The organism is Thalassotalea sp. PP2-459 (assembly GCF_001913705.1).
Classification (GTDB): Bacteria; Pseudomonadota; Gammaproteobacteria; order Enterobacterales; family Alteromonadaceae; genus Thalassotalea_C; species Thalassotalea_C hakodatensis.
On record NZ_MKQD01000054.1, the window covers coordinates 1 to 22649 of the forward strand.

General features: G+C 36.3%; 27 protein-coding genes. 19 read left to right on the plus strand and 8 right to left on the minus strand.

The window, feature by feature from the left end:
• The first annotated feature begins 328 nt into the window (after positions 1-328).
• The 10 genes from BI291_RS13325 (at position 329) to BI291_RS13365 (ending at position 7465) form a co-directional block, all read left to right on the plus strand.
• Positions 329-817 (plus strand): YdeI/OmpD-associated family protein, encoded by a 489-nt coding sequence (locus BI291_RS13325; RefSeq protein ID WP_074499265.1) that lies wholly within the window; start codon positions 329-331, stop codon positions 815-817.
• A gap of 144 nt (positions 818-961) precedes the next feature.
• Positions 962-1429 carry an N-acetyltransferase gene (locus tag BI291_RS13330; RefSeq protein ID WP_074499266.1) on the plus strand — a complete coding sequence of 156 codons (468 nt, stop codon included), beginning with the start codon at positions 962-964 and terminating at the stop codon, positions 1427-1429.
• Between the two features lie 79 nt (positions 1430-1508).
• Complete coding sequence (locus tag BI291_RS13335) at positions 1509-2159, plus strand: peroxiredoxin-like family protein (protein WP_074499267.1); 651 nt, start codon at positions 1509-1511, stop codon at positions 2157-2159.
• Positions 2137-2394 carry a hypothetical protein gene (locus BI291_RS13340; protein WP_074499268.1) on the plus strand — a complete coding sequence of 86 codons (258 nt, stop codon included), beginning with the start codon at positions 2137-2139 and terminating at the stop codon, positions 2392-2394. The genes BI291_RS13335 and BI291_RS13340 overlap by 23 nt, the downstream gene beginning before the upstream one ends.
• A gap of 73 nt (positions 2395-2467) precedes the next feature.
• Entirely contained in the window at positions 2468-2632 is a 165-nt protein-coding gene (locus BI291_RS18445) for a hypothetical protein (protein WP_175573129.1), read from the plus strand.
• A 152-nt stretch (positions 2633-2784) separates the two neighbouring features.
• Complete coding sequence (locus BI291_RS13345; protein WP_217693833.1) at positions 2785-4479, plus strand: DUF262 domain-containing protein; 1695 nt, start codon at positions 2785-2787, stop codon at positions 4477-4479.
• Between the two features lie 206 nt (positions 4480-4685).
• Positions 4686-4970, plus strand: coding sequence for a hypothetical protein (locus BI291_RS13350; RefSeq protein ID WP_217693834.1), 285 nt, complete (start codon positions 4686-4688; stop codon positions 4968-4970).
• Positions 4971-5212: 242 nt separating this feature from the next.
• The gene (locus BI291_RS13355) at positions 5213-6085 is read left to right on the plus strand and encodes a DUF5694 domain-containing protein (protein ID WP_083602059.1); all 873 of its coding nucleotides are present in this window, start codon (positions 5213-5215) and stop codon (positions 6083-6085) included.
• 371 nt (positions 6086-6456) lie between these two features.
• A complete protein-coding gene (locus BI291_RS13360; protein ID WP_074499270.1) occupies positions 6457-6651 on the plus strand; it encodes a DUF4177 domain-containing protein in 195 nt (64 codons plus the stop codon).
• 175 nt (positions 6652-6826) lie between these two features.
• Positions 6827-7465, plus strand: a complete 639-nt coding sequence (locus tag BI291_RS13365) for a glutathione S-transferase family protein (protein ID WP_074499271.1) — start codon at positions 6827-6829, stop codon at positions 7463-7465.
• A gap of 174 nt (positions 7466-7639) precedes the next feature.
• Here the strand turns inward: BI291_RS13365 and BI291_RS13370 are convergent, their stop codons facing one another.
• A complete protein-coding gene (locus BI291_RS13370) occupies positions 7640-9781 on the minus strand; it encodes a cation:dicarboxylase symporter family transporter (protein ID WP_074499272.1) in 2142 nt (713 codons plus the stop codon).
• Positions 9782-10018: 237 nt separating this feature from the next.
• Here BI291_RS13370 and BI291_RS13375 point away from each other — a divergent pair, with 237 nt between their 5' ends.
• The 7 genes from BI291_RS13375 to BI291_RS13405 all read left to right on the plus strand — a co-directional run bounded on the left by BI291_RS13375 (position 10019) and on the right by BI291_RS13405 (position 14928).
• Entirely contained in the window at positions 10019-10288 is a 270-nt protein-coding gene (locus BI291_RS13375; protein ID WP_074499273.1) for a hypothetical protein, read from the plus strand.
• 204 nt (positions 10289-10492) lie between these two features.
• Complete coding sequence (locus BI291_RS13380) at positions 10493-10840, plus strand: DUF488 domain-containing protein (RefSeq protein WP_074499274.1); 348 nt, start codon at positions 10493-10495, stop codon at positions 10838-10840.
• Between the two features lie 101 nt (positions 10841-10941).
• Positions 10942-11496, plus strand: coding sequence for a hypothetical protein (locus tag BI291_RS13385; RefSeq protein WP_074499275.1), 555 nt, complete (start codon positions 10942-10944; stop codon positions 11494-11496).
• Positions 11497-11785: 289 nt separating this feature from the next.
• Positions 11786-12304: an adenylate kinase gene (locus BI291_RS13390; protein ID WP_074499276.1), complete on the plus strand. Its 519-nt coding sequence runs from the start codon at positions 11786-11788 to the stop codon at positions 12302-12304.
• A gap of 284 nt (positions 12305-12588) precedes the next feature.
• The gene (locus BI291_RS13395) at positions 12589-13425 is read left to right on the plus strand and encodes an MBL fold metallo-hydrolase (RefSeq protein WP_074499277.1); all 837 of its coding nucleotides are present in this window, start codon (positions 12589-12591) and stop codon (positions 13423-13425) included.
• Between the two features lie 236 nt (positions 13426-13661).
• Positions 13662-14351 (plus strand): aspartate/glutamate racemase family protein, encoded by a 690-nt coding sequence (locus tag BI291_RS13400; RefSeq protein WP_074499278.1) that lies wholly within the window; start codon positions 13662-13664, stop codon positions 14349-14351.
• A gap of 184 nt (positions 14352-14535) precedes the next feature.
• Complete coding sequence (locus BI291_RS13405; protein ID WP_074499279.1) at positions 14536-14928, plus strand: DUF4019 domain-containing protein; 393 nt, start codon at positions 14536-14538, stop codon at positions 14926-14928.
• Positions 14929-15007: 79 nt separating this feature from the next.
• Here BI291_RS13405 and ccoG read toward each other — a convergent pair whose 3' ends face one another.
• A complete protein-coding gene (gene ccoG / locus BI291_RS13410; protein WP_074499280.1) occupies positions 15008-16375 on the minus strand; it encodes a cytochrome c oxidase accessory protein CcoG in 1368 nt (455 codons plus the stop codon).
• Positions 16376-16488: 113 nt separating this feature from the next.
• Between ccoG and BI291_RS13415 the strand changes: the two genes are divergently transcribed.
• Positions 16489-17901 (plus strand): PLP-dependent aminotransferase family protein, encoded by a 1413-nt coding sequence (locus tag BI291_RS13415; protein ID WP_074499281.1) that lies wholly within the window; start codon positions 16489-16491, stop codon positions 17899-17901.
• Between the two features lie 31 nt (positions 17902-17932).
• Here BI291_RS13415 and BI291_RS13420 read toward each other — a convergent pair whose 3' ends face one another.
• The 6 genes from BI291_RS13420 to BI291_RS13445 form a co-directional block, all read right to left on the minus strand.
• Positions 17933-18442: a YchJ family protein gene (locus BI291_RS13420; protein ID WP_083602066.1), complete on the minus strand. Its 510-nt coding sequence runs from the start codon at positions 18440-18442 to the stop codon at positions 17933-17935.
• A 65-nt stretch (positions 18443-18507) separates the two neighbouring features.
• Positions 18508-18912, minus strand: coding sequence for a hypothetical protein (locus BI291_RS13425; protein ID WP_074499283.1), 405 nt, complete (start codon positions 18910-18912; stop codon positions 18508-18510).
• A 410-nt stretch (positions 18913-19322) separates the two neighbouring features.
• Complete coding sequence (locus tag BI291_RS13430) at positions 19323-19736, minus strand: lysozyme inhibitor LprI family protein (protein WP_074499284.1); 414 nt, start codon at positions 19734-19736, stop codon at positions 19323-19325.
• Complete coding sequence (locus tag BI291_RS13435) at positions 19736-20038, minus strand: YciI family protein (protein WP_074499285.1); 303 nt, start codon at positions 20036-20038, stop codon at positions 19736-19738. The genes BI291_RS13430 and BI291_RS13435 overlap by 1 nt, the downstream gene beginning before the upstream one ends.
• Before the next feature lie 10 nt (positions 20039-20048).
• Positions 20049-20606 carry a septation protein A gene (locus BI291_RS13440; RefSeq protein WP_074499286.1) on the minus strand — a complete coding sequence of 186 codons (558 nt, stop codon included), beginning with the start codon at positions 20604-20606 and terminating at the stop codon, positions 20049-20051.
• Between the two features lie 125 nt (positions 20607-20731).
• Complete coding sequence (locus BI291_RS13445) at positions 20732-21958, minus strand: Xaa-Pro peptidase family protein (protein WP_074499287.1); 1227 nt, start codon at positions 21956-21958, stop codon at positions 20732-20734.
• Between the two features lie 382 nt (positions 21959-22340).
• Between BI291_RS13445 and BI291_RS13450 the strand changes: the two genes are divergently transcribed.
• A complete protein-coding gene (locus tag BI291_RS13450; RefSeq protein WP_074499288.1) occupies positions 22341-22649 on the plus strand; it encodes an STAS domain-containing protein in 309 nt (102 codons plus the stop codon).

A 22649-nucleotide genomic window follows, 5' to 3' on the forward strand; every position in this document is an offset into this window, starting at 1 on the left:
AAGGCGATTTATCACCGATTTTTATGCACTTTAATCAAGTTTAGATATTCAGTTACTTCTTGGCAGTGGTATAATGGATGTCTAATTAAGTCACAAATTAAGTCACAAATTAAGTCACAAATTAAGTCACAGTAATAACAGCTTAATTTTACTCAAAAACACGTCAAATCAGCCATATTGCAATTATCAGATACCCAAAAATATAGATCGGCAAAAACGTACACGTTTTTGATTGTTAAAAAGAATTAATGAAGTTAGAGTATTTGAATTCAAAAATAATAATAACGAGTTATTCTACAGGCTCGTTAGGCAAAACTGGGAATGATCCATGATAGATAGGTCTTTAATTGGAAAGCAGTTTGAATTCAATGCGACTTTAGAGAATTGGGCTGAGGGTATGGATTACTGTGCAATCAGCGTACCTTCAAGCGTAACCAAGTCACTTGGAACTAAAGGGCCTGTATTGGTTCATGCTAGTGTTAATCATTCTGAACCATTTCAAGTAAGCCTTTTTCCTGTTGGCGGTGGAAAGCATTATATTCGAATTAAATCAAAAATACGTAAGCTCACGAATATAAAATTGGGCGATAATATTAAACTTGATTTCGTTGTAGTTGACCCAGAAGACGTAGATATACCAGATGATTTACTAGCTTCACTAGAAGATAGTGGCATGATAGATGGATTCGTAGATCTTCCACCTGGAAAAAGGAACTATTTAATCCGAAGGATAGGTGAGGCTGCCAAACCCGTTACGAGGGCAAAGCGGATTCAGGAAGCATTAGAAGCCGCTATTGAAAGAAACTCTAAGAAGTAAGGCCTAGTGGAAAGCAAGGCAAGAGGTTAAGCCAATGCATAACAAACACATGTTGTCGGATTGGCTTTCCGCTGCGCTCCAAACCAACCGCAAATGCGGGCGTTATATGCAATTCAGGTTTTAGTGTAATATTAAGAAGATCGTATGGAAAATTTAGTTGTTATTAGAGAAGCGCAAAAAAGTGATCACCCATTTATTTTTGAGCTGTCACCTAATTTAGCCGAAGTTGCTCAATTAGAGTGGCATAGCGATGATACCATTCAGAAAATGCAATATGGTTATATTGCTGAAATGCTTGCTGAAACATCACATCCCAATGCCACATTTATCGCAGAAGCCAATAATGTTTCATTGGGTTTTATTCATGTTCGCACGCATAAAGATAGTATTTCGGGTGAAACATGTGGAACTGTGCCGCTTCTTGCTGTTTCTTCTAAATCACAAGGTTTAGGTATAGGTAAACTTTTAATTAATCACGCTGAAAAGTGGGCTAAAAATTTAGGGTGTAGGTTGCTACATCTAGAGGTTTTCGCCAATAATAAAAAAGCAGATAGCTTCTATCAAGATCTTGGATTTAAACCTGAAACGGTTCATATGATCAAACCTATATAGCGTACTGTCCACTAATGTTTTTCTGGCAGCGGTTTTGGTTTAAAATTAGTTAAGAGCAAAACTCATTAAGAGAGTAAAGATGAAAACGTTAAAAACACAAACCGACGCTAAAATTGCTGCGGGGCGACAAGCTAACCCTGATTTCATGAAGGGAGTTGATGATATTATTGAACAAGCAAAAGCTTTTCAACAAGGCAGTGATGCCATAAAAGTAGGTAATAAAGCACCGGGTTTCCAGCTTCCTGATCCAGAAGGAAAAATGACATCATTGGATGTTTTCTTAACAAAAGGTCCCGTTGTTCTTACATTTTATCGTGGAAGTTGGTGTCCCTATTGCAACCTACAACTTAGAGCTTTACAAGCACGCCTAAAAGATATTCATGCACTGGGGGCTACGTTAGTTGCTATCAGTCCACAAGTGCCTGACGGATCAATGAATCGAGATGAAATTAGTGAAATGGATTTTGATGTTTTGTCTGATCAAGATGCAAAAGTTGCTTCAAAATATGGTATCGCATGGGAAGTACCAGAGTTTCTTCTTGAACACATGCGTACAGATCGCAACCTTAATCTTGAAGAAATCAATAATGGCAACGGCAGTGTTTTACCCATTCCTGCTACATTTGTATTAGATCGTGATGGGGTAGTTACTTGGCGTTTTGTCGATGTTGATTATAGGATACGTTCAGAGCCTGAGGATATTATTGATGCCTTGCAAAAACTATCTTAAAGATGTTGCTTTATTAATTCCATTACTGATTTTCTTATCAGCTTGCGGAACCATACATACAGGGTTTGATCCTTTAGATGCTATTTATTCAGGTACTGCCGCTGTTATAAAAGGTAAGGGAGCCTCTGAAAATTGTGAACAAGGTCACGTTCAAGATCGAGTAAATTGTCGAGAAAAGAAAGATGTACAAGTGGAAGCTTTAAAAAAATCTTTAAAAAAGAATAGTGGTAAATAGAGCGTTTAATAAACTACTAAATTAATGACTTGTTAAACGTTTATCAGGCAAAGAGTAAAAAGAGATTATTTATATGGACTTTCTGCTTAACATTCTAATGGCATTAGGATTAGTTCCAGCAAAGGGCTTAACAGATTCGATGCAAAAATCAAAAGCCTTAACCGTTATGGTCATAATTGGGCTTATTTTGCTTGGTGCTTTTGTGCTCTTTCTGTTTTATATGGCAGCTAAGCAATAACCACTGTATGAGGTAGTAATCAGCTAACACGAAAATATAAAAGAAAAAACAGTTGGTTTTTGCATCTTCGTCGCTTATTTTTACCAACTATTTTATTGTCCATTCAACGGGCGCTAGGCTTCAAAACCACAACCAAAAGGAGCTGTAAAAAATTGGAAGCTTCAACAACCATTAGAAAGATGATGGCGGGCAACAAAATTGTCGTGCCTTCATATCAGCGTGCATACTCTTGGGATACTCCGGTGGAGAAATCAGACAAAAACACGCAAACAGATGTATTCGTGTCAGATTTAGAAGAATATAGCAGAAGCAATGCAATTAACCCTTATTATTTCGGCCACTTCCTTTTTGAGGAAAAAGCACAATCTTTCAACGTAATAGATGGCCAACAACGCTTAACTACCATTGTCATTTTTTTATCTGCTCTGTTTGCCAAGCTGAAATCCATAAGGGCTTTATCTGAGGAAGAAGAAATTTGCTTTGAAGATATGGTGAAGAGGCGAAGCGCAATTCGCTTTTGGACTGTTGATTACGATAATCAAATATTCGTTGACTATGTAATAGATCAAAATAAGTTTGACCATAATGGTCTTGAAACAGAGTCGTCACGCCGAATTGTCAGAGCATTCGATTTTTTCAAAAAACATCTTTCTAACAAGTCAGAAGGGTATCTGACCAAAATGTTGTCTATCGTTGGTGATGCAACCTGTACCACGCATCCGGTTCAAAATGAATCAGAGGCGATACAGATGTTTATCTTTCAAAACAGCCGTGGAAAGCGACCGTCAAACCTTGAAATAGTCAAAGCTCAATTCATGCATCAAGTTCACTTGCACGGCAAGGGTAGCGACGAAGTGGAGTCGTTAATTGATGAAATAAAAGGGCGTTTTGAGAAAATCTACAAATCTATTTCATCGATTGAATACAGAATTAATGAAGATGATGTATTGCTCTATACTTTGCGGGTTTACTTTAATTCGCTCTGGGAAACAAATTCTTTAGACAAAATTAATAAGATGTTGGCTAATGAAAAACCACTCGATTTTATCAAATCTTTCTCTAGGTCACTCTCGACAAGCTTTGAACATTTATCACAGTTTTTTGGCCGAAATGAGAGAGAAAGCTTTGCCATTCACTCCCTCATCTCTCTTGGCGGAATAGCGGTCGCGATTCCATTTGTCATTAAGGCGTACCGATATGGCTTGCCGCTTGATGAAATTGGAAAACTTTGCTCGTCATTGGAATCTTTGGTACTTAGGCATCGTCTGATAGGAACGCGGGCTGATATTACTTCAAGAATTAATGATGTATTTGAGAAATTCACCGAAAGCAAAAAAGATATTTCACCAATAATTGAACGCATTGAGTGGATGAAAACCACAACAGACTGGTGGTGGGGTTATTGGAACAATGAAAGATTTAACGAATCTCTACAAGGAAGTATCAACCATTTGGTTGCAAAATATTTACTCTGGAAATATGAAATTTATCTAGAGCAACAAGGAAAAGCCGGTTATTCACAAACTCGGTTCGATAGAGTTATTAGTCCAGAACTTGAACATATTGCGCCTACCACTGAGCCAAAAAGCAAGCCTCATGGCTATGACAACTATGACGAAGAATTTAGGAATCAATTTTTGAACTGTCTGGGAAATTATTTGTTGTTGTCAAAGTCGCATAATTGCGCTGTGGGTAATATTCCTCTGAATAAAAAGCTGGAAACATATATTCACAATGAACAGCAACGTGAGGTTAAAGGACTTGTGCCTGAAAACGGAATTTGGAGCAGGGTAATTATTCAACAGCGAAAAGATAAGATCATTAATGTAATTATGAGCAATTGCTAACAAAATATAATAATAGCATGCACTCGTACACTAAAATGCGCTGCTCATATATTGCCCTGTTTGTGCAGAAGATGATGTGAGGCGAAGCGATAAAAGATAAGGAGAGTCTCATTAAATATTTAATTTTAGCATACATCATTGCATTATCAGGCTGTGCGTTAAGCCCCGAGAATGCATCTAAACCAAAAGTAATCACTAAAACTAAATTGATCACAGTTGAAAAAGAATACACACCTCAGCTGTGGTCACATCATAAGTTATTAAAAGAAACACCTGAATTATGTGCAGTGAAAGGTGTGTCTATTTTATCGTCCTTAGGCTTTAAATCTATTGTTAAAAATGGCAACTATGTTTATGGTAATTTCAGCAGTAACCGAGCGGCAATAAAGTGTGTAAGCGTTAATAAACAAACTTTTGTGTACACGGCTGTTGCGGGAGCTGATGTTAAACTGGTTGAAAAACTAAGAAATGAAATTGCTTGGAAGTTGTAATTGTTGTCTCACAAGCGCGTAAAGCATAGGGCTACTAAAGTGGCTCAATTCGGCTTGGTTTGACATAACCACCAACTTTAGTCCGTTTAAGTTTGTGGTTATGTACTATTGCAAAAAAAAACTGAGGTGAATGCATTTAAGTAACCAAGGCTTGAAGCATTTACTTAGATAAATTTTTTAATGTTAATAACGTTTTCGAAAATAAATGTAGGAATACTCCTCATTAAAAGGAAAATTAAACGATGCGATATACAGCGGTAATAATTAGTCTTTTAGTGTTATTAAGTTTTAATGTACTGAGTCGTGAAAGTCATGCTTTACAGACAATTAAGGCTCAGGCTAACCACTCTAAAATTAAAGTCCTTAATTTTGGTACTTTTCATTTTGGACCAACGCCTGATGCAAATAGCACCGAATTTGACGAAGAAAACAAAAGTTTACATAAAGAAGTAAGAGCAATCTCTAAAATGATTGCGAAATTTCGACCAACTATTATTTGTGTGGAGTCAGTTCCAGAAAAAAATGAGCAACTTAATTTATTATATCAACAATTTTTAAAGCATCCGTCTGAATTAATTACGTCAAGCGGTGAAACCAGTATGATCGCATTTGATGTTGCGAGATTAAACAACATTGAAAAAATTTATGGCATAGATAATCACATGGGATATAACTATAGCGTAGGTGACTTTATTGAAAATAGCCCCGAACTAACCAATTCGATAGATCCTAAAACTTATTTAGAGATCACCAATAACCCATATAAACATTATCCTGAACTTGCTGCATTAGACGAAAAATACGAGTCCCTTTCGTTACTTGAGAAGTTAAAGTTTATAAATCATCCAATATCTTTGAATGCTTCAATAAATGCTAATGCCGATAAACTACTATATGTTGGACTGGATGATAATTTTGAGGGGGCAGACAATGCGGCTCTTTTTTATCACAGAAACATGAAAATTTACTCTAACCTTAACAGGATTAAAATGAATAAAAACGATCGAGTATTTATTTTAATGGGAGCGGCACATACAGCTTTTTTAAGAGAGTTTATAAAGCGAAGCCCTAAATTTGAAATGGTTGATACTTTAGAGTATTTAAAAACGGAATAATTAAATATGATGATTAATAATTACGTGCGATGCTACCTTTTTAGGTTGCTAATTGTGAATGAAATGTTTTAGGTGAAATAAATCGCGTGTAGCACCTTGTTACCGCGTTCGTCAAGGATAAAAACATATAAAAGTCATGCGTGTAGCTCGATTCTACAATAAAATTGATGAAACGGAGTAGAGAATTTCGTAGAGCTTTCTCCTTTGTGTTTAGTCGCCTTGCAGTTTAGTCAAAAGCTTGGCCCATCATAGTCACTTTAAGAAAAATAACAGTTGGTTTTTGCTTCTTTGTCGTTTATTTTAACCAAGCACTTATGCGGCCATTTGTGAAGTGTTAGGCATTCCAAAATTAAGTAGATTATGGAGAACTCATGGGAAAGTATAAATATAAAATTGTAGATTCTAAGGATGTTGATTCAGCGGGATTATTTAAAGGTAAAAAACGCGAAGACGTAGAAGCTTACCTTAATAAACTTGGAACAGAAGGTTGGGAACTCGTGAATGCAGATTTTCGTGAACTCGAAGGCCGGTTAGAATTTTCTGGAATTATGAAAAAAGAAATATAAAACCGTTGGGTATATCAAATGCCTAACAAGGTTTTTCAAGTTGAATACGTAACAGTTTGCTCGGCTTTGCTTGGCTACACAATGTTAGTAAACTTATAAAAAGCCCTTACGTGGGCGTTTTAGCGAAGCTAACGAACCACATGTAAATCACAAATAATTGATAAAGGAGCGAACGGTGGCTGACTTTACTATCACTACATTTGATTGGGTTCCGGAATTTCCTCGTGGATATGTGCGTGACCTTCGTGCACGATGGGCATTAGAAGAAGCAGGCTTAAGTTATGATGTTCATAGTGTCCCATTTCATGAACGTAGTTCTAATCATTTTGAGCATCAACCCTTTGGACAGGTACCTTGGCTAACAAAAGGAGATATTTCAATCTTCGAAAGCGGGGCGATCTTGCTGCATATTGGTGAGTATAGCGAGACTTTACTACCCACCGAGCCACGAGAACGAGCGCGGGTTCAAGAATGGCTATTTGCCGCATTAAATTCAGTCGAAATGGCTAGTTTACCTTGGTTCATTTTTAAGTTTACTGGCGGTGACAGTGAGTCACCAGAGCAAAAACGTATAGGAGCGTTTCTTCATTCTCGCCTTCAGCATATGGAGGCAACGTTGAAGCAGAAAGAGTGGCTTGCACAGTCTTTTTCAATTGCAGACATAGCGATGACTGATGTATTGCGGCTTATTCATCGATTTGATGGTCTTGACGATTATCCAAATTGTCGTGAGTATGTGATTCGGGCGACGTCTCGTCCTAAGTTTGAGAAAGCACACGCAGATCAACTTGCTCACTTTGCAAAGGCACAATAACCTTGCTTCATTTTGAAACAACATGCAACACAATGTGGTAGGCAATCAATATCTCATTGCTTAGACAAACCTTAATCAATGATTGAAACTAAAGAACCCGAGCTTAGGTTAAATCACTTAGCTACAGCATAAGTGTAGTGCTGCTCTTATGCCGTAGCTTTAATAGTTTTTGGTTTAATGTTTGTCTAATGCATTAATTGGCATGCTTGGCGACGCTTTTTTCCCTTCTATCCAATAATCAAAAATAATAGACAAAGTACCGTTTTGTTTTTTCATTGCAATCCAATTGGCCATAAATTGTTCAAAATCATGGTCATACCTATTAATAGGGAAGGCCATAAATATTGGTGGTCTAACAGGCTTAGGAACAACTACAGTGTAGTCTGGGTGTAATAACGTCCAACCCGAAGCAGCGGCTGCACCAAATAACATTGCATCAATATGTTGATATTTTTCTTTAAAAAATAAACGTGGTGTAGAAATTTCCCATGCCGTGGTGGTGACAAAACTCTGCTGAACTTTGTCTTTATAAAAAAATGTTTCAGGAATGCCGATAATGAGTTTGTTATTATCGAGAATTTTTTGCCAATGGGTAAACTCTTCACGGCGTTCTGATTTGACAAGTAACGCTATAGGTTGCGTTGAATAAGGTTTAGTTAACGTGAATTGCTTCATATTGTCGGGAATAACTGGAATGCCAGTGGTTATATCTAAATAACCAGAAGCAAGGAGTGACTTTGTTTGGTGATGAAAAATTCTGACGTATTCAATATCAACATTTAAATCTGCCGCGAGTAAATTGATTATCTCAATATCGTGGCCTACAAGTTTGCCTTTGTCGTTGTGAAAAGAGTATGGTAAATCATCGCGAAAATAGCCAACGCGAATAAAGCCCCTTTGTTGTATGCGAGTTAAAACATCACTTGATGATGCTGTGTCACTAATGTTTTCTTCAGGTTCGGTAAGGTAACGAGAAGGTGTGGTTGTAAAAATTAAATCACGTTGAATAAACTTATCGTATCCTTGATATTGCAAACTTAACTGCTCAAAGCTCACTTTTAATACCATAAAACTGGCGATTGCTATCAAGGGAATTACAATTGAGTTTCGAATTAAATAACGCCACTTTATTTGATTTCTTTTGGCGAAATGACAAGCAATAATTAAAGGAAAACAAACTGCAAAACTCACGGAAAGTAGGGCACTTAAACGGCCAATAATTAAATTTTCAGCGACTAAGAACAACTCAAACATAGCACTAGAGACATTAAATAATTCTAGTAAGCTCGGTATGGCAACGGTTGCATTACTAAAAAGCTGTGGAACACCAAAAATAATGAGGTTGAAGTAATCGTCGGTTGAAATGTATGCGCCCGATAACCAAGCTGAAAACAAAGTAAACAATAATGCCAATAGCTTGCCGCCAACGGGCAAGCTAAATACAATGGGTACGATAATACCTGGAATTTTAATTACCTCAGATGGGCAATCTTCTAATTCTGCTAATGCTTTTTTGGTGTGTTCAATAATAGCAGGTAATACTGCAAAAAAGCTGCCTGTAGCAAAGGCAGTGATCATTGCTACACGACAAATATTCACCGTTTGGCGGTAACTAAATGGTGTGATAATAGCCACAGTAGCTGGAAAAATAATAAAGCCTAACAGTATCACTAAGATAACGGTTGTAACGATATATACGGTCAAGCCTTCTAGTAATGAAGGGTCTAGTGTTGCTGCTGCACGATACCCAATACAAAAAATACCGATTGGTGCTAATTTCATCACTAAACTAGCAATGTTGGCTAAAGACGTTTGAAGACTGGTTAAAACCAATAAAGTATGGCGTTTGCCTTTTATGGTCATTAATCCTACACCCACTAATAAACTGAATAAAACTACCGCAGGGATCACACCATTGGCAAAGGCGCTAAAAGGGTTAGCGGGTATAAATAGTTCAACGAAGCTGAATTCTGGTTGTGGCTTTATGGTACTCGCACTGTAAAACGAGGCATTTTCCCAGTCAGGAAAAGCAATAGAGGTTAATAAAATAAAGAAAACACTGATTGAAATGAACCCTAAAAGTACTAACACACTAAAACGTAAGGTTGATTTTGCCTTGGCAGGTGATAAGCCACCAATCCCCACTATCAGGGCTAATGCAATATAAGGTAAGGCTGTCATTTGTAATAGCATGACGAAGCCATTGGCGATTGAGTCAATACTGGTGTGCATGGTGTATTGGCTACCAAAGGCTAATCCAAGAAACATCGCGATTAATATTTTCGCAGCTAAAGGTAGTTTAAGAGGGTTGAGCACGTGTTAATTGTCCTTAATGGAATTGACTTTAGGGAGAATAGATATGAATTGAGAATCAATGGACCAGATTTTATTCATCTCAATTATCACTGTGGTAAAGGATAAATGATTGAACGGAGTCTGTAAATTTGATCTAATGAATCAATATAATTTCGAATAACAGGCTTTTGTTCGTAATAGTTCTACAATGGCTAATAATACTCACCGTTTGCCATTTAATAATGAGGAGTTAGTTAGATGAAAGATAAGCAATTTAAAGCATGGGGGGTTACACGCTCAAAAGGAAAATTGAATTTTATCTTGATCAGCGGTGTTTTATCTTATGGCTTACCAATGTTTATCATGATGGCCTTTGTGACTAAACCTTTTGCCGAGGGCTTTTTGTCTAAAGCGGCCATCATCCACTATATTGCTTGGCCTGTTGCAGGTTTTTTATTTGGTGTTATCGTATGGTATGTAACTGAATACAAATATAAAAAAGCGTTAGCTAGTCGTACAAAACCTTAATGCTTTTTGAGATGACTTTTCTTGGCGAAGTTAGCGCTTTTTTAAGATAAACCGTATTTTTTACTGATTAATACAAGTAAAGTAGCCTCTGAAATTTAATAACAGTGTAAAGTTGATAGGTGCAGAAGATAGCGCCTTTCGGAATGAGTGTATTCAAGTGAAATATAATGTTTTTCGCAAGTGACGAGAAAATGGGGGGGGTAAATGAATATTAAAATCCACCGCATTTATGAAGATGAATTTCCACAAGGCTTTTATGCCCTTATTGACCGTCTATGGCCTCGCGGCATATCGAAAGATAAAGCACAACTTGATGATCATTGGAAAAGCTTAGCTCCTAGTAGTGAGCTACGAAAATGGTTTGACCATGAACCAGAAAAATGGAACGACTTTAGAAAAAAATACATGAGCGAGTTAAGTGAAAACAAAGAGCATGCGAAAGAGTGCTTAGAAAAAGTGAGCCATAAAAATCTCATTTTATTGTATGGTGCAAAAGATAAAAAATATAGTCATGCTCATGTTTTAAAAGAATATTTAGAAAAGTTAATTTAAGGTTAATACTCCTTTAATATTATTTGGCGTTAAAAGCACTGACAACGTGAAGACAATCAAAAATATAACCGCAGATATTGTTTCTGTCGCAATGAGATAGCATGAATAGAACAAAAGTCGTCGCGTTAAGCGGGGCATCTGGCTCTGGCAAAACAGCTTTGGTAACACAATTAGCAAATAAACTTGGTTGCCCTTATTTACTGTTTGATGAACATACAGACACAAAAACATATCCTGACAATATGAAGCAATGGCTAAAAAGTGGCGCAGATGTCTCACTGATTAAAACACCAACGTTAGTCAGTTCGCTGGAACAGTTACTTTCAATCAATAACAGTCGTTATATTTTTCTTGAAGAACCTTTTGGTAAGCAACGTGATGCTATTTCAAAATTAATTGATTACGTTGTTTTATTAGAGCCCCCGTTAGAACTTTGTTTAGCGCGTATTATAAAAAGGCATACTGAGCATTCACATTCAACAGAAACTATTTTAGCGTATCTTAATAAATATGAAGATCATTTAAGGGATATCTATATAACGGTAACAAATCAAGTAAGAAACAATGCTGATTTGATCGTTGATGAAATAGCGTCAATAAATGATATTTGTGATCTTATTAGCAACTGGTTGGGCGAGAAAGAGCGAAAAAAGTAACGAAATCTTAGTTTTTATTGTTGTCAATTGGCCTAGTTTGTAAAGCTGAACCCCATAAATGCTACTTATGTTGCCATGCTATTTTGATATTTAGACACTAACACATTGACATTATTATAATCATTGAACATTATTACCATATGAATATAGACAATCATCAGATAGATCAAATTATTATCATCATTCCTTAGGGATGGTGGCTCTTTGATGTATTTAATTTTATCAAACCCGCTATAAGGCGGGTTTGTTGCTTCTGCCTTATAGAGTAAACCCTATTTGTGGAGGCAATATGAACAAAGTGGCTATTTTTGGTAAGCCAGGTAGTGGTAAGTCTACGTTGAGTAAAAATTTATCTCGAACAACAGGTATATCATTGCACCAACTCGATTCTATGACATATAAACCTAATGGTGACCTGGTCGAAAGCCATATTTATGAAAGCGAACATGAGAAAATATTATGTTCAGATAGTTGGATTATCGATGGTTTAGGTTCGATGAATTCGTTTTACAGGCGATTAGAAACTGCTGATACTTTGATTTATATAGACTTACCTTACAGGGTTAGTTATTGGTATGTAACGAAGCGACTGTTAAAAGGTCTATTTATTAAGCCAGAAGGTTGGCCAGAAGGAAGTTCAATTATAAAGGGCACGATTAAAAGTTATCAGGTGTTACAGCGTTGCCCTAATTTTTGGAATGATAACTTTGCAAAACATTTAGCGACACTTTCAGAGAGTAAATCAATTTTTATTATTCATTCAGTTGCAGAATTAAATACGTTTATTCATAAAAAGCAACTCCTCTGATTGGTAATGTTACGGCCTCCTGCTCTTTGTTACTTGAATTAACCATAGAATGACTATGCAATAATCCAAGTGCCGCGATCAGAAGGCATTTAATTTGAACAAAACTTAAACAACAAAGATCAACACGCTCTAGTGAATGACAAATAATATCAAAAGTGGAAAGTCAACGTTGGCTATGTATTTTTACGTTGAATTTGATATGGTACTGTATGATTTTTAAGCGAACTTTAAATAAAAGCTAAAACATAAATATAATAATTAAGGAGAGACTTATCAAAACTATATTGAGTTTTCTATTTAGTGCGGTATGTTGGGCCGGTTTTGCAGCTGATAATTCGTTTCAGCAATTGGCAAATTTTACGAGCCAACAATTAACGGACCATTTGTTCGTAGTTAAATCTAATAATTCAAACACCAATGTCGGGGTATATATTGGTGATGCGTATACTGTGTTAATTGATCCTGTGGTTGGTAAATCTCATAATAAAATACTAGTGAATGCGATCAATAAAATTTCAACAAAACCCATTAAGTATGTTCTAAATACACATAGTCATAGGGATCATACCGGTGCAAATACGTTCTATATTGAGCTTGGTGCTACGGTAATTTCAAATAAAAACGGTGCCATTTATGAAAATAACACGCGTTTAACGATGGACAAAAAATACTCCCTAGAGTTAGGAGCTGACAGAATAGATTTATACCCTTTTATATCACATACCGAAGATGACATTCTTATTCATTTTCGTAACAGTAATGCAATTTTCATGGGCGATACGTATATGCATAATACTTATCCACATGCTTATGTTGGTGGTAGTAAAGGACAGTTTAGCGTTATCAATAAAGCCCTCTTATTAGCAAATAAATCAACTAATATCGTTACCGCACATGGGCGTTTGACAGCACAAAAATCAGAGCTTTCAAACTTTAAACAAAAAGCAACTTTGTGGTATAACAAAATAGCCGAGTTAAGTGCGCAAGGTGTATCGGTTGATGCTATTTTAAATAACGAAGAACTAAAAGAAATTAGTAAAAAGTTTAGGCCATTTTCTGTCGGTTTTTTTAATCAGCAAGTGAAAAAAACAATAAAAGCTGAACAGGCAGTGTCGAAATGATCATTTATACTAACCGTTGTATTTTGTGTGCTAATGACTGCTTTTAATGCATCCAAACGTATTTGGTAGCACAACGTTAAATACATTGGTATTTTAGTGTTATTGCGTTAAGGCAAGTTTTGCAAATATAGACACTAAAACCCTAAGCGATTTTTTGTTAAGTAGCATTAGCTATTCAAATTGTAGTTATTGTTTAACTCATATTAAATCTAAGTGAGTTTAAAGAAGGATTACGTATGAAAACAATTGGCCTTTTAGGTGGTATGAGCTGGGAAAGCACAGTTGGCTATTATAAAGCGATTAACGAAGGGGTTAGAGCAGAACTGTGTGGTTTACATTCGGCAAAAATTGCAATGTATAGTGTTGATTTCGCACCGATTGAAAAGCTACAGCACAGTGGTGATTGGCAAGGTACTGCCGACATACTTGTTGATGCCGCAAGAAAAGTTGAATCTGCAGGTGCTGATTTTTTACTAATTTGCACTAATACTATGCATAAAGTGGCGCCACAAATAGAAGCATCAATAACTATTCCATTATTACATATTGCTGATGCAACCGCTGAGGTTCTTGTTGCAAAAGGTATCAAAAAAGTGGGTTTGTTGGGCACCGCCTTCACAATGGAACAACCTTTTTACAAAGGGCGGTTAAGTGAAAAATACGGTTTATCAGTAGTGGTACCCGATGAAAACGACAGACGGATTGTTCATAACGTTATTTATACAGAGCTATGTTTTGGCGAATGCTTGTCAGCGTCTAAGGCGGAATATCTAAGAATTATTAATTCCTTGGCTGAACAAGGCGCAGAGGCTGTAATATTAGGGTGTACTGAAATCGGTATGTTGGTTCAACAACCAGATACGAGTGTTACGCTGTTAGACACCACGTCAATTCACGCCGAAAAAGCGGTGAAAGCCGCGATATAATTTTATAAGTATAAGCTTTGATATTACTAATTTGGGTAAGCTGCCTTTTTATGCTAGCCTTTCGATTAATCAATACACGATATATTCCTCAGTGAATACGATGTATATCGTCAATATTGAAAATTAAATTCAATGTGTATTTTCTGCCGTTTATAGGTGGACTTACGATTTATTAAAAGGAGTTATGATGAAAAAGTTACTGTTCATATTATCTTTATGCTTTACCGTGCCAGTGTTGGCTAATGAACCATTAAACGCGGGAAAAGCGTGGTTAAATATTATTGATAAAGCAAATTATACGAAAAGCTGGCAAGAGGCAGATCCTACATTTAAAGATCAACTTACCAAACAAAAATGGGGTGAGGCACTTAAGAGCGTTCGTACTCCTTTAGGTCATGTGAACTCACGTGAAGTTTTAATTCATAAAGAATATGATTCATTACCCAATATGCCTAAAGGTGATTATGTCGTTATCCAATATAAAACGAATTTTTCCAATAAAAAGGAAGCGGTTGAAACGATAACATTAAGTAAAAGCAGTGGGCAGTGGCGTGCGCTTGGCTACTTCATTAAATAATAATAAAGAACTTAAGTTACGTTGTATAAGCACTAATACAACGTAACGTTGTAGGATTTTATTCTATATATTTACTGTGTTATTGAGTATGCGATAACGCATGAAAATTTGATTTTCTCGCTAGCACAACGTTATTGGTTTTAGCATCCTTAAGAATAAAATTAAAAGGTTTTACTACCGTATTGTAGTCAACAGGGGACTTAATCACGAGAGTCTTTTGATAACTTTGTTGACTCATTAATGTAATACTATTACCGCCACTGATTGAAAAAGTATTCTCTAAAGTTGTGTTTAGTGTAAGCGTTATTGGTTGCATAGACTTATTGATAAACTTTAGTTGAAATACATTTTCAATTTGACCAGTAGAAAGTTGACGATATAACGTATTTCTATCTTTAATAACGGTTAACTCAATTGGACTTCGGTATGATAACCAAACTGAAAAGGCAATCGCTAACGCTATAATTGTAAGAGTGTAAAAAATAACTGCAGTGTTTTTTGTCTGCCTAACCGTTTTTGCGAAACTTATTAGTCGCTCTTTATAGCCGAACCTAGCCATCACTTGGTCACAGGCGTCGATACAAAGCCCACAACTGATGCACTGATATTGAAGGCCCTCTCGAATATCAATACCAACAGGACAAACATGCACACATAAGTTGCAGTCAACACAATCGCCTAAGTGAGCGGGCTTTGAATGTTTTAATTTTCGTGCACCTCGTTGTTCGCCACGCTCATTGTTATAAGTAACAATACTGGTACTTTCGTTAAACATTACCGATTGAAAGCGTGAGTATGGGCACATATGTTCGCACATTTTTTCACGTATCCAGCCAGCGTTGATATAAGTACACACTAAGAAAATGAATGTCCAGTTTAAGAAAGTACTGGATAAGTTTCCGGTAACTAGATCAGTATACAAGGACGTTACAGGATTAAAGTAAGACATAAAAACTAAACTAGTGAGTGCCGAAATTAAAAGCCATATAAAATGCTTAGTGGTTTTTAACATTATTTTTTTAATCGTTAATGGCGTACTATCTAGCGCAATTCTTTGTGCTCGATTGCCTTCAATTCTATGCTCTACCCAAACAAACAATAAGGTCCAAATTGTTTGAGGACACGTAAACCCGCACCAAACACGACCATATTTTTTAGATACAACAAATAACAAGAATGCTGCAATGATAAAAATAAACACAAAAAGCAAGAGATCATGCGGGTAAAAAATGAATGAGAAGAAATGCAACTTTTGTGATGTTAAGTCAAAGAGGACAGCCTGTTGCCCTTGATATTGAAAAAATGGAATAACAATAAATAAACAAAGTAACATTGAAGATAAAAGCCTTCTGACCCGTTGATAATGACCTTTTTGTTCTTTTATATAAATGGGACTATCGATATGTGTTGTCTGAAAAATTACTTGATCTTGCTTTGGTTGAGACATGAACATTAGCTCTAATACTACTTAATAGTAGAATTTTAGAATGTTACGTTTATTGGTTACAGATACAGAATTTTTAATTACAATGGGTACAGAATAATAATTTTATTGAAAACATGCATAAATATAAAGTATTAGCAAAAATGCTAACGCGACAAATTAACCAACATCAATGGTTAAATGGTGAAAAATTACCGTCGATCCGGGAACTGTCTTCAAAGTATGGGTATTCGATAAATACCGTCGTGCACGCATTACGTGAATTAGAGGCTCAATCAATCGTTGAAGCGTCGTTTAAGCGTGGTTATTTCGTGAAAAACAAAGTGTCCCAACATCAGCAAACAATGACATTGTCACATGATCTAGCCTTAGTGAAAGTAAATTTACCTGTGTTGTTTTATGATGTGATGGCAACGGGTGCGGCTTTCGATATTTTACCAAAAAGTGAACAGATAAGTGCTGATAATGCAATTGTAGCGCTAAACCGCATAATCAATCGTGTAACACGTAATCAACCTAATGACTTCGCAATGTATTACGATCAACCTCTTGGTGAGCCCATGCTAAGACAGCAACTTAGTCTGAGGTATCGGCATCGCGGTGCTTCGATTACGGAAGAGCAGTTTTGTATTACTTCGGGCTGTCAGCATGCCTTATTTTTATCACTATTATGTACAACTAAGCCAGGAGACAATGTAGCTGTTGAAAGCCCAGCATTTTATGGTGTTTTGCAAGCACTTGAACAATTAAACCTCAATATTATTGAAATTCCATCTTGCTCAGAAACAGGACTCAAGGTTGATGCCTTAGAAGAAGCTTTGATGAAATGGCAAGTTAAAGTGTGTGTCGTTACTCCTAACTTTGCAACCCCTACAGGTGCTTGTATGCCAATAAAGCATCAGTTGAAATTATTAGCGTTAGCTAATGAATACCACTTTACAATCATCGAAGATGACATTTATGGAGATATGTCATTTTCTCATCTACGTAGTCCATTAAAAGCGCTTGATGAAAACAGTCATGTTATTTTATGTGGTTCAATGTCAAAAGCGCTTTCAAAAGATTTACGTATTGGATGGGTAGTTGGTGGTCAGTTTCAATCTCAACTCGTTCGTTTAAAGCTGGCAACGAGCTTGGCAACGAGTCGTGCACAACAACAAGGTTTAGCAATATTCATGTCCGATGGGGGCTATCGCCGACACTTACAAAAATTAATGGTAAACTTAGCTCATCAAAAGCAACAACTGATCAGTGCTATCAATAAACATTTACCTAGTAGCGTACTTTATACAAACCCTGAAGGTGGTAATAGTTTGTGGGTTGCTTTGCCTGAAACTGTGGATAGTCATCAATTATATTTAAAGGCAAAAGCATTTGGTATTACTTTAACGCCAGGGCAACTGTTTTCTGTGTCTGAGCATTATCCACATTATCTGAGAATGAGTTTTAATCATTCAATGACAAGTAAGCGATTAGTAGCGTTAAAAACGTTAGGCGCGTTAATCACTGAGGTTGAAAGCCCGAGTTAATTTATCAACGCAAAATCAAAAAGCTTTTTGTTTAACGCATGCAGCAGCGTTTGTATTTTTTACCACTTTCACAGGGGCATGGAGAGTTTCGTGTTAATTTTGCAATCTCAATTTGCTCTATAACGTCGCCTGATTCATATCGCCATTGGTTATCTTCAACGGTAAAGCGTGACTTCTCAGACATCTGGCAATATACATTATCAACGATAAAAAATGCAGAAAAGGTCACCGTTGGTAAAAGCGAGGACTGAGCGTTAGACGCTCGTTGCATGAACTCTTCTCGTGAAATGTTTTCAGCATCATGTATCACGAGCTTTAACCATTGAGTTTGTTGGCACCATGCTGAAATATCAGCCTTCAGACTTGCCACCTTTTGAGGTGAAGTATATGTATTACATAAGTAGTTAACATTTTTCACAGCATAACTGTAATATCTAGAACGCATTAGCTGTTCTGGGAAGTTTGCGACTCGACTGCCTTCAACGATACGCTTACAACACGCGTTTTCGTTTTGTTTACTGCCACAAAGACAAAGCATCATTATCCCCAAAAATAGTATTGAGCGCTATTTTATGGTGATTCGAGATATTTGCAACCAACCTAGTGTTAATGGATCGTTTTATTGTTTGTTAATACCACACATTCTGTTTTACCTAAACGTGCATATTTTTGTAACTCTGCAATTTCTTGTTGTTTTAAGCAAGGGTTGCATAGCACGACAGCTGAGCAGTTTCCTTTGCATAATGCAGATTTAATATTGTCAAAACTGACAGGCGTTTTGGTGGTATTTACTTTCAATATTTTGCTTTTATCTAAATGAGGTAGGTCATTTAATGCTGCAATCGCTTCACCTTCTGGATTTACCAAGAGTACCCATTTTTTGTCAAGCGCATGTCGTTTGCATATATCCACATATTGCAATGATGCTTGGCTAACCTCTTGAATTGATTTTACATTAAGCCAGTGAATTGGACGTTTAGCTGTTGTTGAAACGGTTGTTAAATTGTTCATACTGTTCACCTGTACATATACTGTATAAAACAACAGTATATGTATTTTTAACGTAAATCAAGAAAAAAATACCAATATTTTTGATGATCAAAGACAGCTTGCGTGTAAATAATTCAACTTTATGTTCAGAGAGATAAACAATTGTATAAAATATCATTTCAGATCAATTGCTTTTAGATTATTTTTGCAATTAGTTGGGAAACTTCTACGTGATGAGACATAGGTTTTTTAAAGATTATTGCGTGGTTTAATCGAATTTACATTATGCTTATTTTTACATTGCATAGTAGGAAGGACGCATAGAAATCAAATTAAATGTGTTATCAATTAACGCTAGTGGCACTTGTGTGCCACTAATGCGAGGGGGATATTATGAAGAATGCAAGAGCAAATTATGAAAAATTGACGGCTTAGTTAAGACGACTAAGTTCTTTAATACGGCTTTGCGTTAACAAGATATAGCACTTTTTGTAGGCAGAAGCCGCTTTTTTGTCTGGTGAAATATGTAAATACTGCCATCGACAGTTATTCTCGCGGTAAGTAATAAAGTTACGTTGTGAACGCTTAAACATATTTAATGCTGCTCTTCGACCAGTAACGATAGAAAACTCTTCCAATACAAATGTTTGGTTATTAATCCACGTTTGCATTTCTTTATCTACGTTTTCTTTTACGCTGTCAAAACACATTGAAAGCTCGTCAACCTTGTTATAGTTTTGCTCACAAACTTCAATTGTTTTTTCATTCAAGGCACTTGCTTGATAACTGATGATGCTTGCAATGCATAGCAGTGAATAATGTGTATATTTACGTATTAGCTTCATTACGCAGGTAATACCTTTTTGTAAGGTTTAACGGTAACATTTTTATACACGCCAGCATCAATGTAAGGGTCGTCATTTGCCCATGTTTGTGCAGCTTCAAGGCTATCAAAGGCTGCAATGATTAATGAACCAGTAAAACCAGCGTCTCCTGGGTTTTCACTATCAATCGCAGGGCAAGGACCTGCGACTAATAATCGGCCTTGTTCTTGTAACAAAGATAATCGCGCTAAATGTTTATCTCGTACGGTCATTCTTAATGCTAAGCTGTTTTCTATATCTTCACTATAGATCAAATAATACATTTATTATCTCTTATTTTGGATCTTTTGGGGATTCTGATTCTTCTTGAGGTAAATATTTATAAATAGCAAAAATGGTTGATATGGCAAAAACAAACGTCATGCCCATTAAACCAAATACTTTAAAATTCACCCAAAATTCTTGAGAATAATTATACGCGATATATAAGTTTAGTATCGCACAAAGAGCGAAAAATATTGCCCAAGAGAGGTTTAATTTTTTCCAAATATTTTCAGGAAGTGCTAAAGACTCACCCATGAGTTGTTTGATCAAGTTTTTACCAAAAAAGGTATCACTGATAATGAGTACACTGGCAAATAAGCCATTAATGATTGTTACCTTCCATTTTAGAAATTGGTCGTTTTGGAAAAAAATCGTTAGGCCACCAAAAATAGCGATAAGCCCGAAGAAAATCCATTGTCTTTTAGGGATTGGTTGTTTTCGAATAACAAACGATAAAAGATGAATGGCTGAGGCGATAATTAACGCACCTGTTGCCCAATAAATGCCGGCTATTTTCCAAACAATAAAGAAAACAATAAGAGGAAGGTATTCTAAAAATGCGTGCATACGAAAGTTTGTTGTTGACTGATAATAAAGATTCTATCTAAAAGCGGGCTAGATCTCCAAACTTTAATTGTAGAAATAAAACCCGCTTATTTACTCTATAACGTCTTTGACATATTAAAACGCATTTATTCTTCGTTTTGTGGATATCCAAATGGGTTATTTATACTGTATGCAGGTTCTGTAAACCATCTAGCCCCTTGCTCTGTCATGTAAAAGTGATCTTCTAAACGAATGCCAAACTCTTGTGGAAACACCAACATAGGTTCATTAGAAAAACACATACCACGGGCTAGTGGTGTTTGTTCACTTCGAACTAAATATGGCCATTCATGAATATCCAAACCAATACCGTGACCTGTACGATGAGGACAACCGGGTGTTTGATAATCAGGACCTAAACCTTGGCTTGTAAGGAAGTCACGAGCAGCTATATCAACAACACCGCAAGGCTTACCGATCTGCGCGGCATTAAAGGCTGCAATCTGAGCATCCTTTTCTACTTGCCACATTTTTCGTTGCTTGTCAGTTGCTTCACCAAACACATAAGATCTTGTGATATCGGAATTATAGCCATGAAGTTGATAACCAGTATCAATCAATACCATATCATTGTGTTCAAGGTTTTTAGGGGTTTTAACGCCATGAGGATAAGAAGAGTCTTGTCCAAATAACACGATACAAAAATAAGAGCCGTTCGTTGCGCCAACGGCTCGATGAGCTTGATCAATAAATGCTTCTACTTCTTGTGTTGAAATACCAACACGAAGAATTTTTGCAACAGCTTTATGCACTTCTAATGTCATGTTCATTGCTGTTTGTAAAATTGCTATTTCATGATCAGATTTTTGCATGCGGCAACCAGCGGTAACTGGTTTTGCATCAATAAGTTCAAGGTTTTTGGCAACCTTTTGAATACCATTTGCGATAAAAAAAGCGGTAGATTCGTCAATGGCTAATGTGTTGCAATGAGGCGCTATATCACTAAGCGTGTCTATACAACATTGAAAAGGGCTTTCATGTTCATGCCATCCTTGAACGTCGCCTTCAATCACCATGTGTTGGCGTAATGTATCAATTTCAAAATGGGGTGCTATGTAAGTTACAGTTCCATTTTTAGTTAAAAGGGCACCAACTAAGCGTTCGCTCGCATACCATTTCGTACCTGTGAAATAGTGGAGATTTGTTCCAGCGTTTAAGTAAACAGCGTCAATATCGTTAGCTGACATTAGTTCAGTCGCTTTATTTATTCGTGCTTGGTACTCTTCAATGGAAATACCTGGCATAGTAGGCGCAAGGCTTTTAAGCTTTTCTAATTCAATTTCGGCTGTTGAGCCGCCAATTCCAATTGTCATGATTTTTAACTCTACATTGTCGATTTAAGCAAGGGCAGGATTATGACACGATAGTCTTTATAAAGAAATATCGTATACAGTATAAAATAATTTTAGTTGTGGCGTTTCAGTATTGATACACAACTATCGTTGTGGCTAACGAATGAACAAGGTAGTGGTAATATTCTTCATGATAATTAATACGTAAACACGGACATTTTCACCTAGGCAGGCTAGTATCTTTATTGGTACTGTGTGAAAGTAACATAGCAATATTTTGACTCATTTTTAGTATATGTAAAATGAGAAAATAAGACACGATGAGATTTAAGCGCATATCTCCTCTGTTTTTAAAAGAAAAACATGAGGCAGCATTTTTTAGGCAATGGATATAGGAATAACAATGAACGTTAAAAAACAAATTTCCGCTGACAATAAAACCATTACAATTTCAGTTGAAGAACGATTCGACTTTTCTGCCCATCAATCTTTTAAAGAAGCTTATGTTAATCATAATACGCCAGGAAGTTTATTCGTATTAGACTTGTCAAAAGCATCCTATATGGATAGTTCAGCTTTAGGGATGATTTTATTACTTAAAGATCATGTTGAAAATGTATCAGGACAATTAAAAATCGTAAAACCGAATGATGCAGTCAATAAAATTTTGGAAATAGCACAGTTTCATCGTTTGATGACAATTGAGCGCTGA

Bases quoted from the DNA above. Each gene is read 5' to 3' on its own strand.
- BI291_RS13450 (WP_074499288.1), top strand. From the start codon at position 22,341: ATGAACGTTAAAAAACAAATTTCCGCTGACAATAAAACCATTACAATT.
- BI291_RS13375 (WP_074499273.1), top strand. From the start codon at position 10,019: ATGAAAGATAAGCAATTTAAAGCATGGGGGGTTACACGCTCAAAAGGA.
- BI291_RS13355 (WP_083602059.1), top strand. From the start codon at position 5,213: ATGCGATATACAGCGGTAATAATTAGTCTTTTAGTGTTATTAAGTTTT.
- BI291_RS13330 (WP_074499266.1), top strand. From the start codon at position 962: ATGGAAAATTTAGTTGTTATTAGAGAAGCGCAAAAAAGTGATCACCCA.
- BI291_RS13335 (WP_074499267.1), top strand. From the start codon at position 1,509: ATGAAAACGTTAAAAACACAAACCGACGCTAAAATTGCTGCGGGGCGA.
- BI291_RS13360 (WP_074499270.1), top strand. From the start codon at position 6,457: ATGGGAAAGTATAAATATAAAATTGTAGATTCTAAGGATGTTGATTCA.
- BI291_RS13385 (WP_074499275.1), top strand. From the start codon at position 10,942: ATGAATAGAACAAAAGTCGTCGCGTTAAGCGGGGCATCTGGCTCTGGC.
- BI291_RS13420 (WP_083602066.1), bottom strand. From the start codon at position 18,442: ATGATGCTTTGTCTTTGTGGCAGTAAACAAAACGAAAACGCGTGTTGT.
- BI291_RS13390 (WP_074499276.1), top strand. From the start codon at position 11,786: ATGAACAAAGTGGCTATTTTTGGTAAGCCAGGTAGTGGTAAGTCTACG.
- BI291_RS13445 (WP_074499287.1), bottom strand. From the start codon at position 21,958: ATGACAATTGGAATTGGCGGCTCAACAGCCGAAATTGAATTAGAAAAG.
- ccoG (WP_074499280.1), bottom strand. From the start codon at position 16,375: ATGTCTCAACCAAAGCAAGATCAAGTAATTTTTCAGACAACACATATC.
- BI291_RS13405 (WP_074499279.1), top strand. From the start codon at position 14,536: ATGATGAAAAAGTTACTGTTCATATTATCTTTATGCTTTACCGTGCCA.
- BI291_RS13435 (WP_074499285.1), bottom strand. From the start codon at position 20,038: ATGTATTATTTGATCTATAGTGAAGATATAGAAAACAGCTTAGCATTA.
- BI291_RS13400 (WP_074499278.1), top strand. From the start codon at position 13,662: ATGAAAACAATTGGCCTTTTAGGTGGTATGAGCTGGGAAAGCACAGTT.
- BI291_RS13440 (WP_074499286.1), bottom strand. From the start codon at position 20,606: ATGCACGCATTTTTAGAATACCTTCCTCTTATTGTTTTCTTTATTGTT.
- BI291_RS18445 (WP_175573129.1), top strand. From the start codon at position 2,468: ATGGACTTTCTGCTTAACATTCTAATGGCATTAGGATTAGTTCCAGCA.
- BI291_RS13340 (WP_074499268.1), top strand. From the start codon at position 2,137: ATGCCTTGCAAAAACTATCTTAAAGATGTTGCTTTATTAATTCCATTA.
- BI291_RS13380 (WP_074499274.1), top strand. From the start codon at position 10,493: ATGAATATTAAAATCCACCGCATTTATGAAGATGAATTTCCACAAGGC.
- BI291_RS13430 (WP_074499284.1), bottom strand. From the start codon at position 19,736: ATGAAGCTAATACGTAAATATACACATTATTCACTGCTATGCATTGCA.
- BI291_RS13325 (WP_074499265.1), top strand. From the start codon at position 329: ATGATAGATAGGTCTTTAATTGGAAAGCAGTTTGAATTCAATGCGACT.
- BI291_RS13415 (WP_074499281.1), top strand. From the start codon at position 16,489: ATGCATAAATATAAAGTATTAGCAAAAATGCTAACGCGACAAATTAAC.
- BI291_RS13425 (WP_074499283.1), bottom strand. From the start codon at position 18,912: ATGAACAATTTAACAACCGTTTCAACAACAGCTAAACGTCCAATTCAC.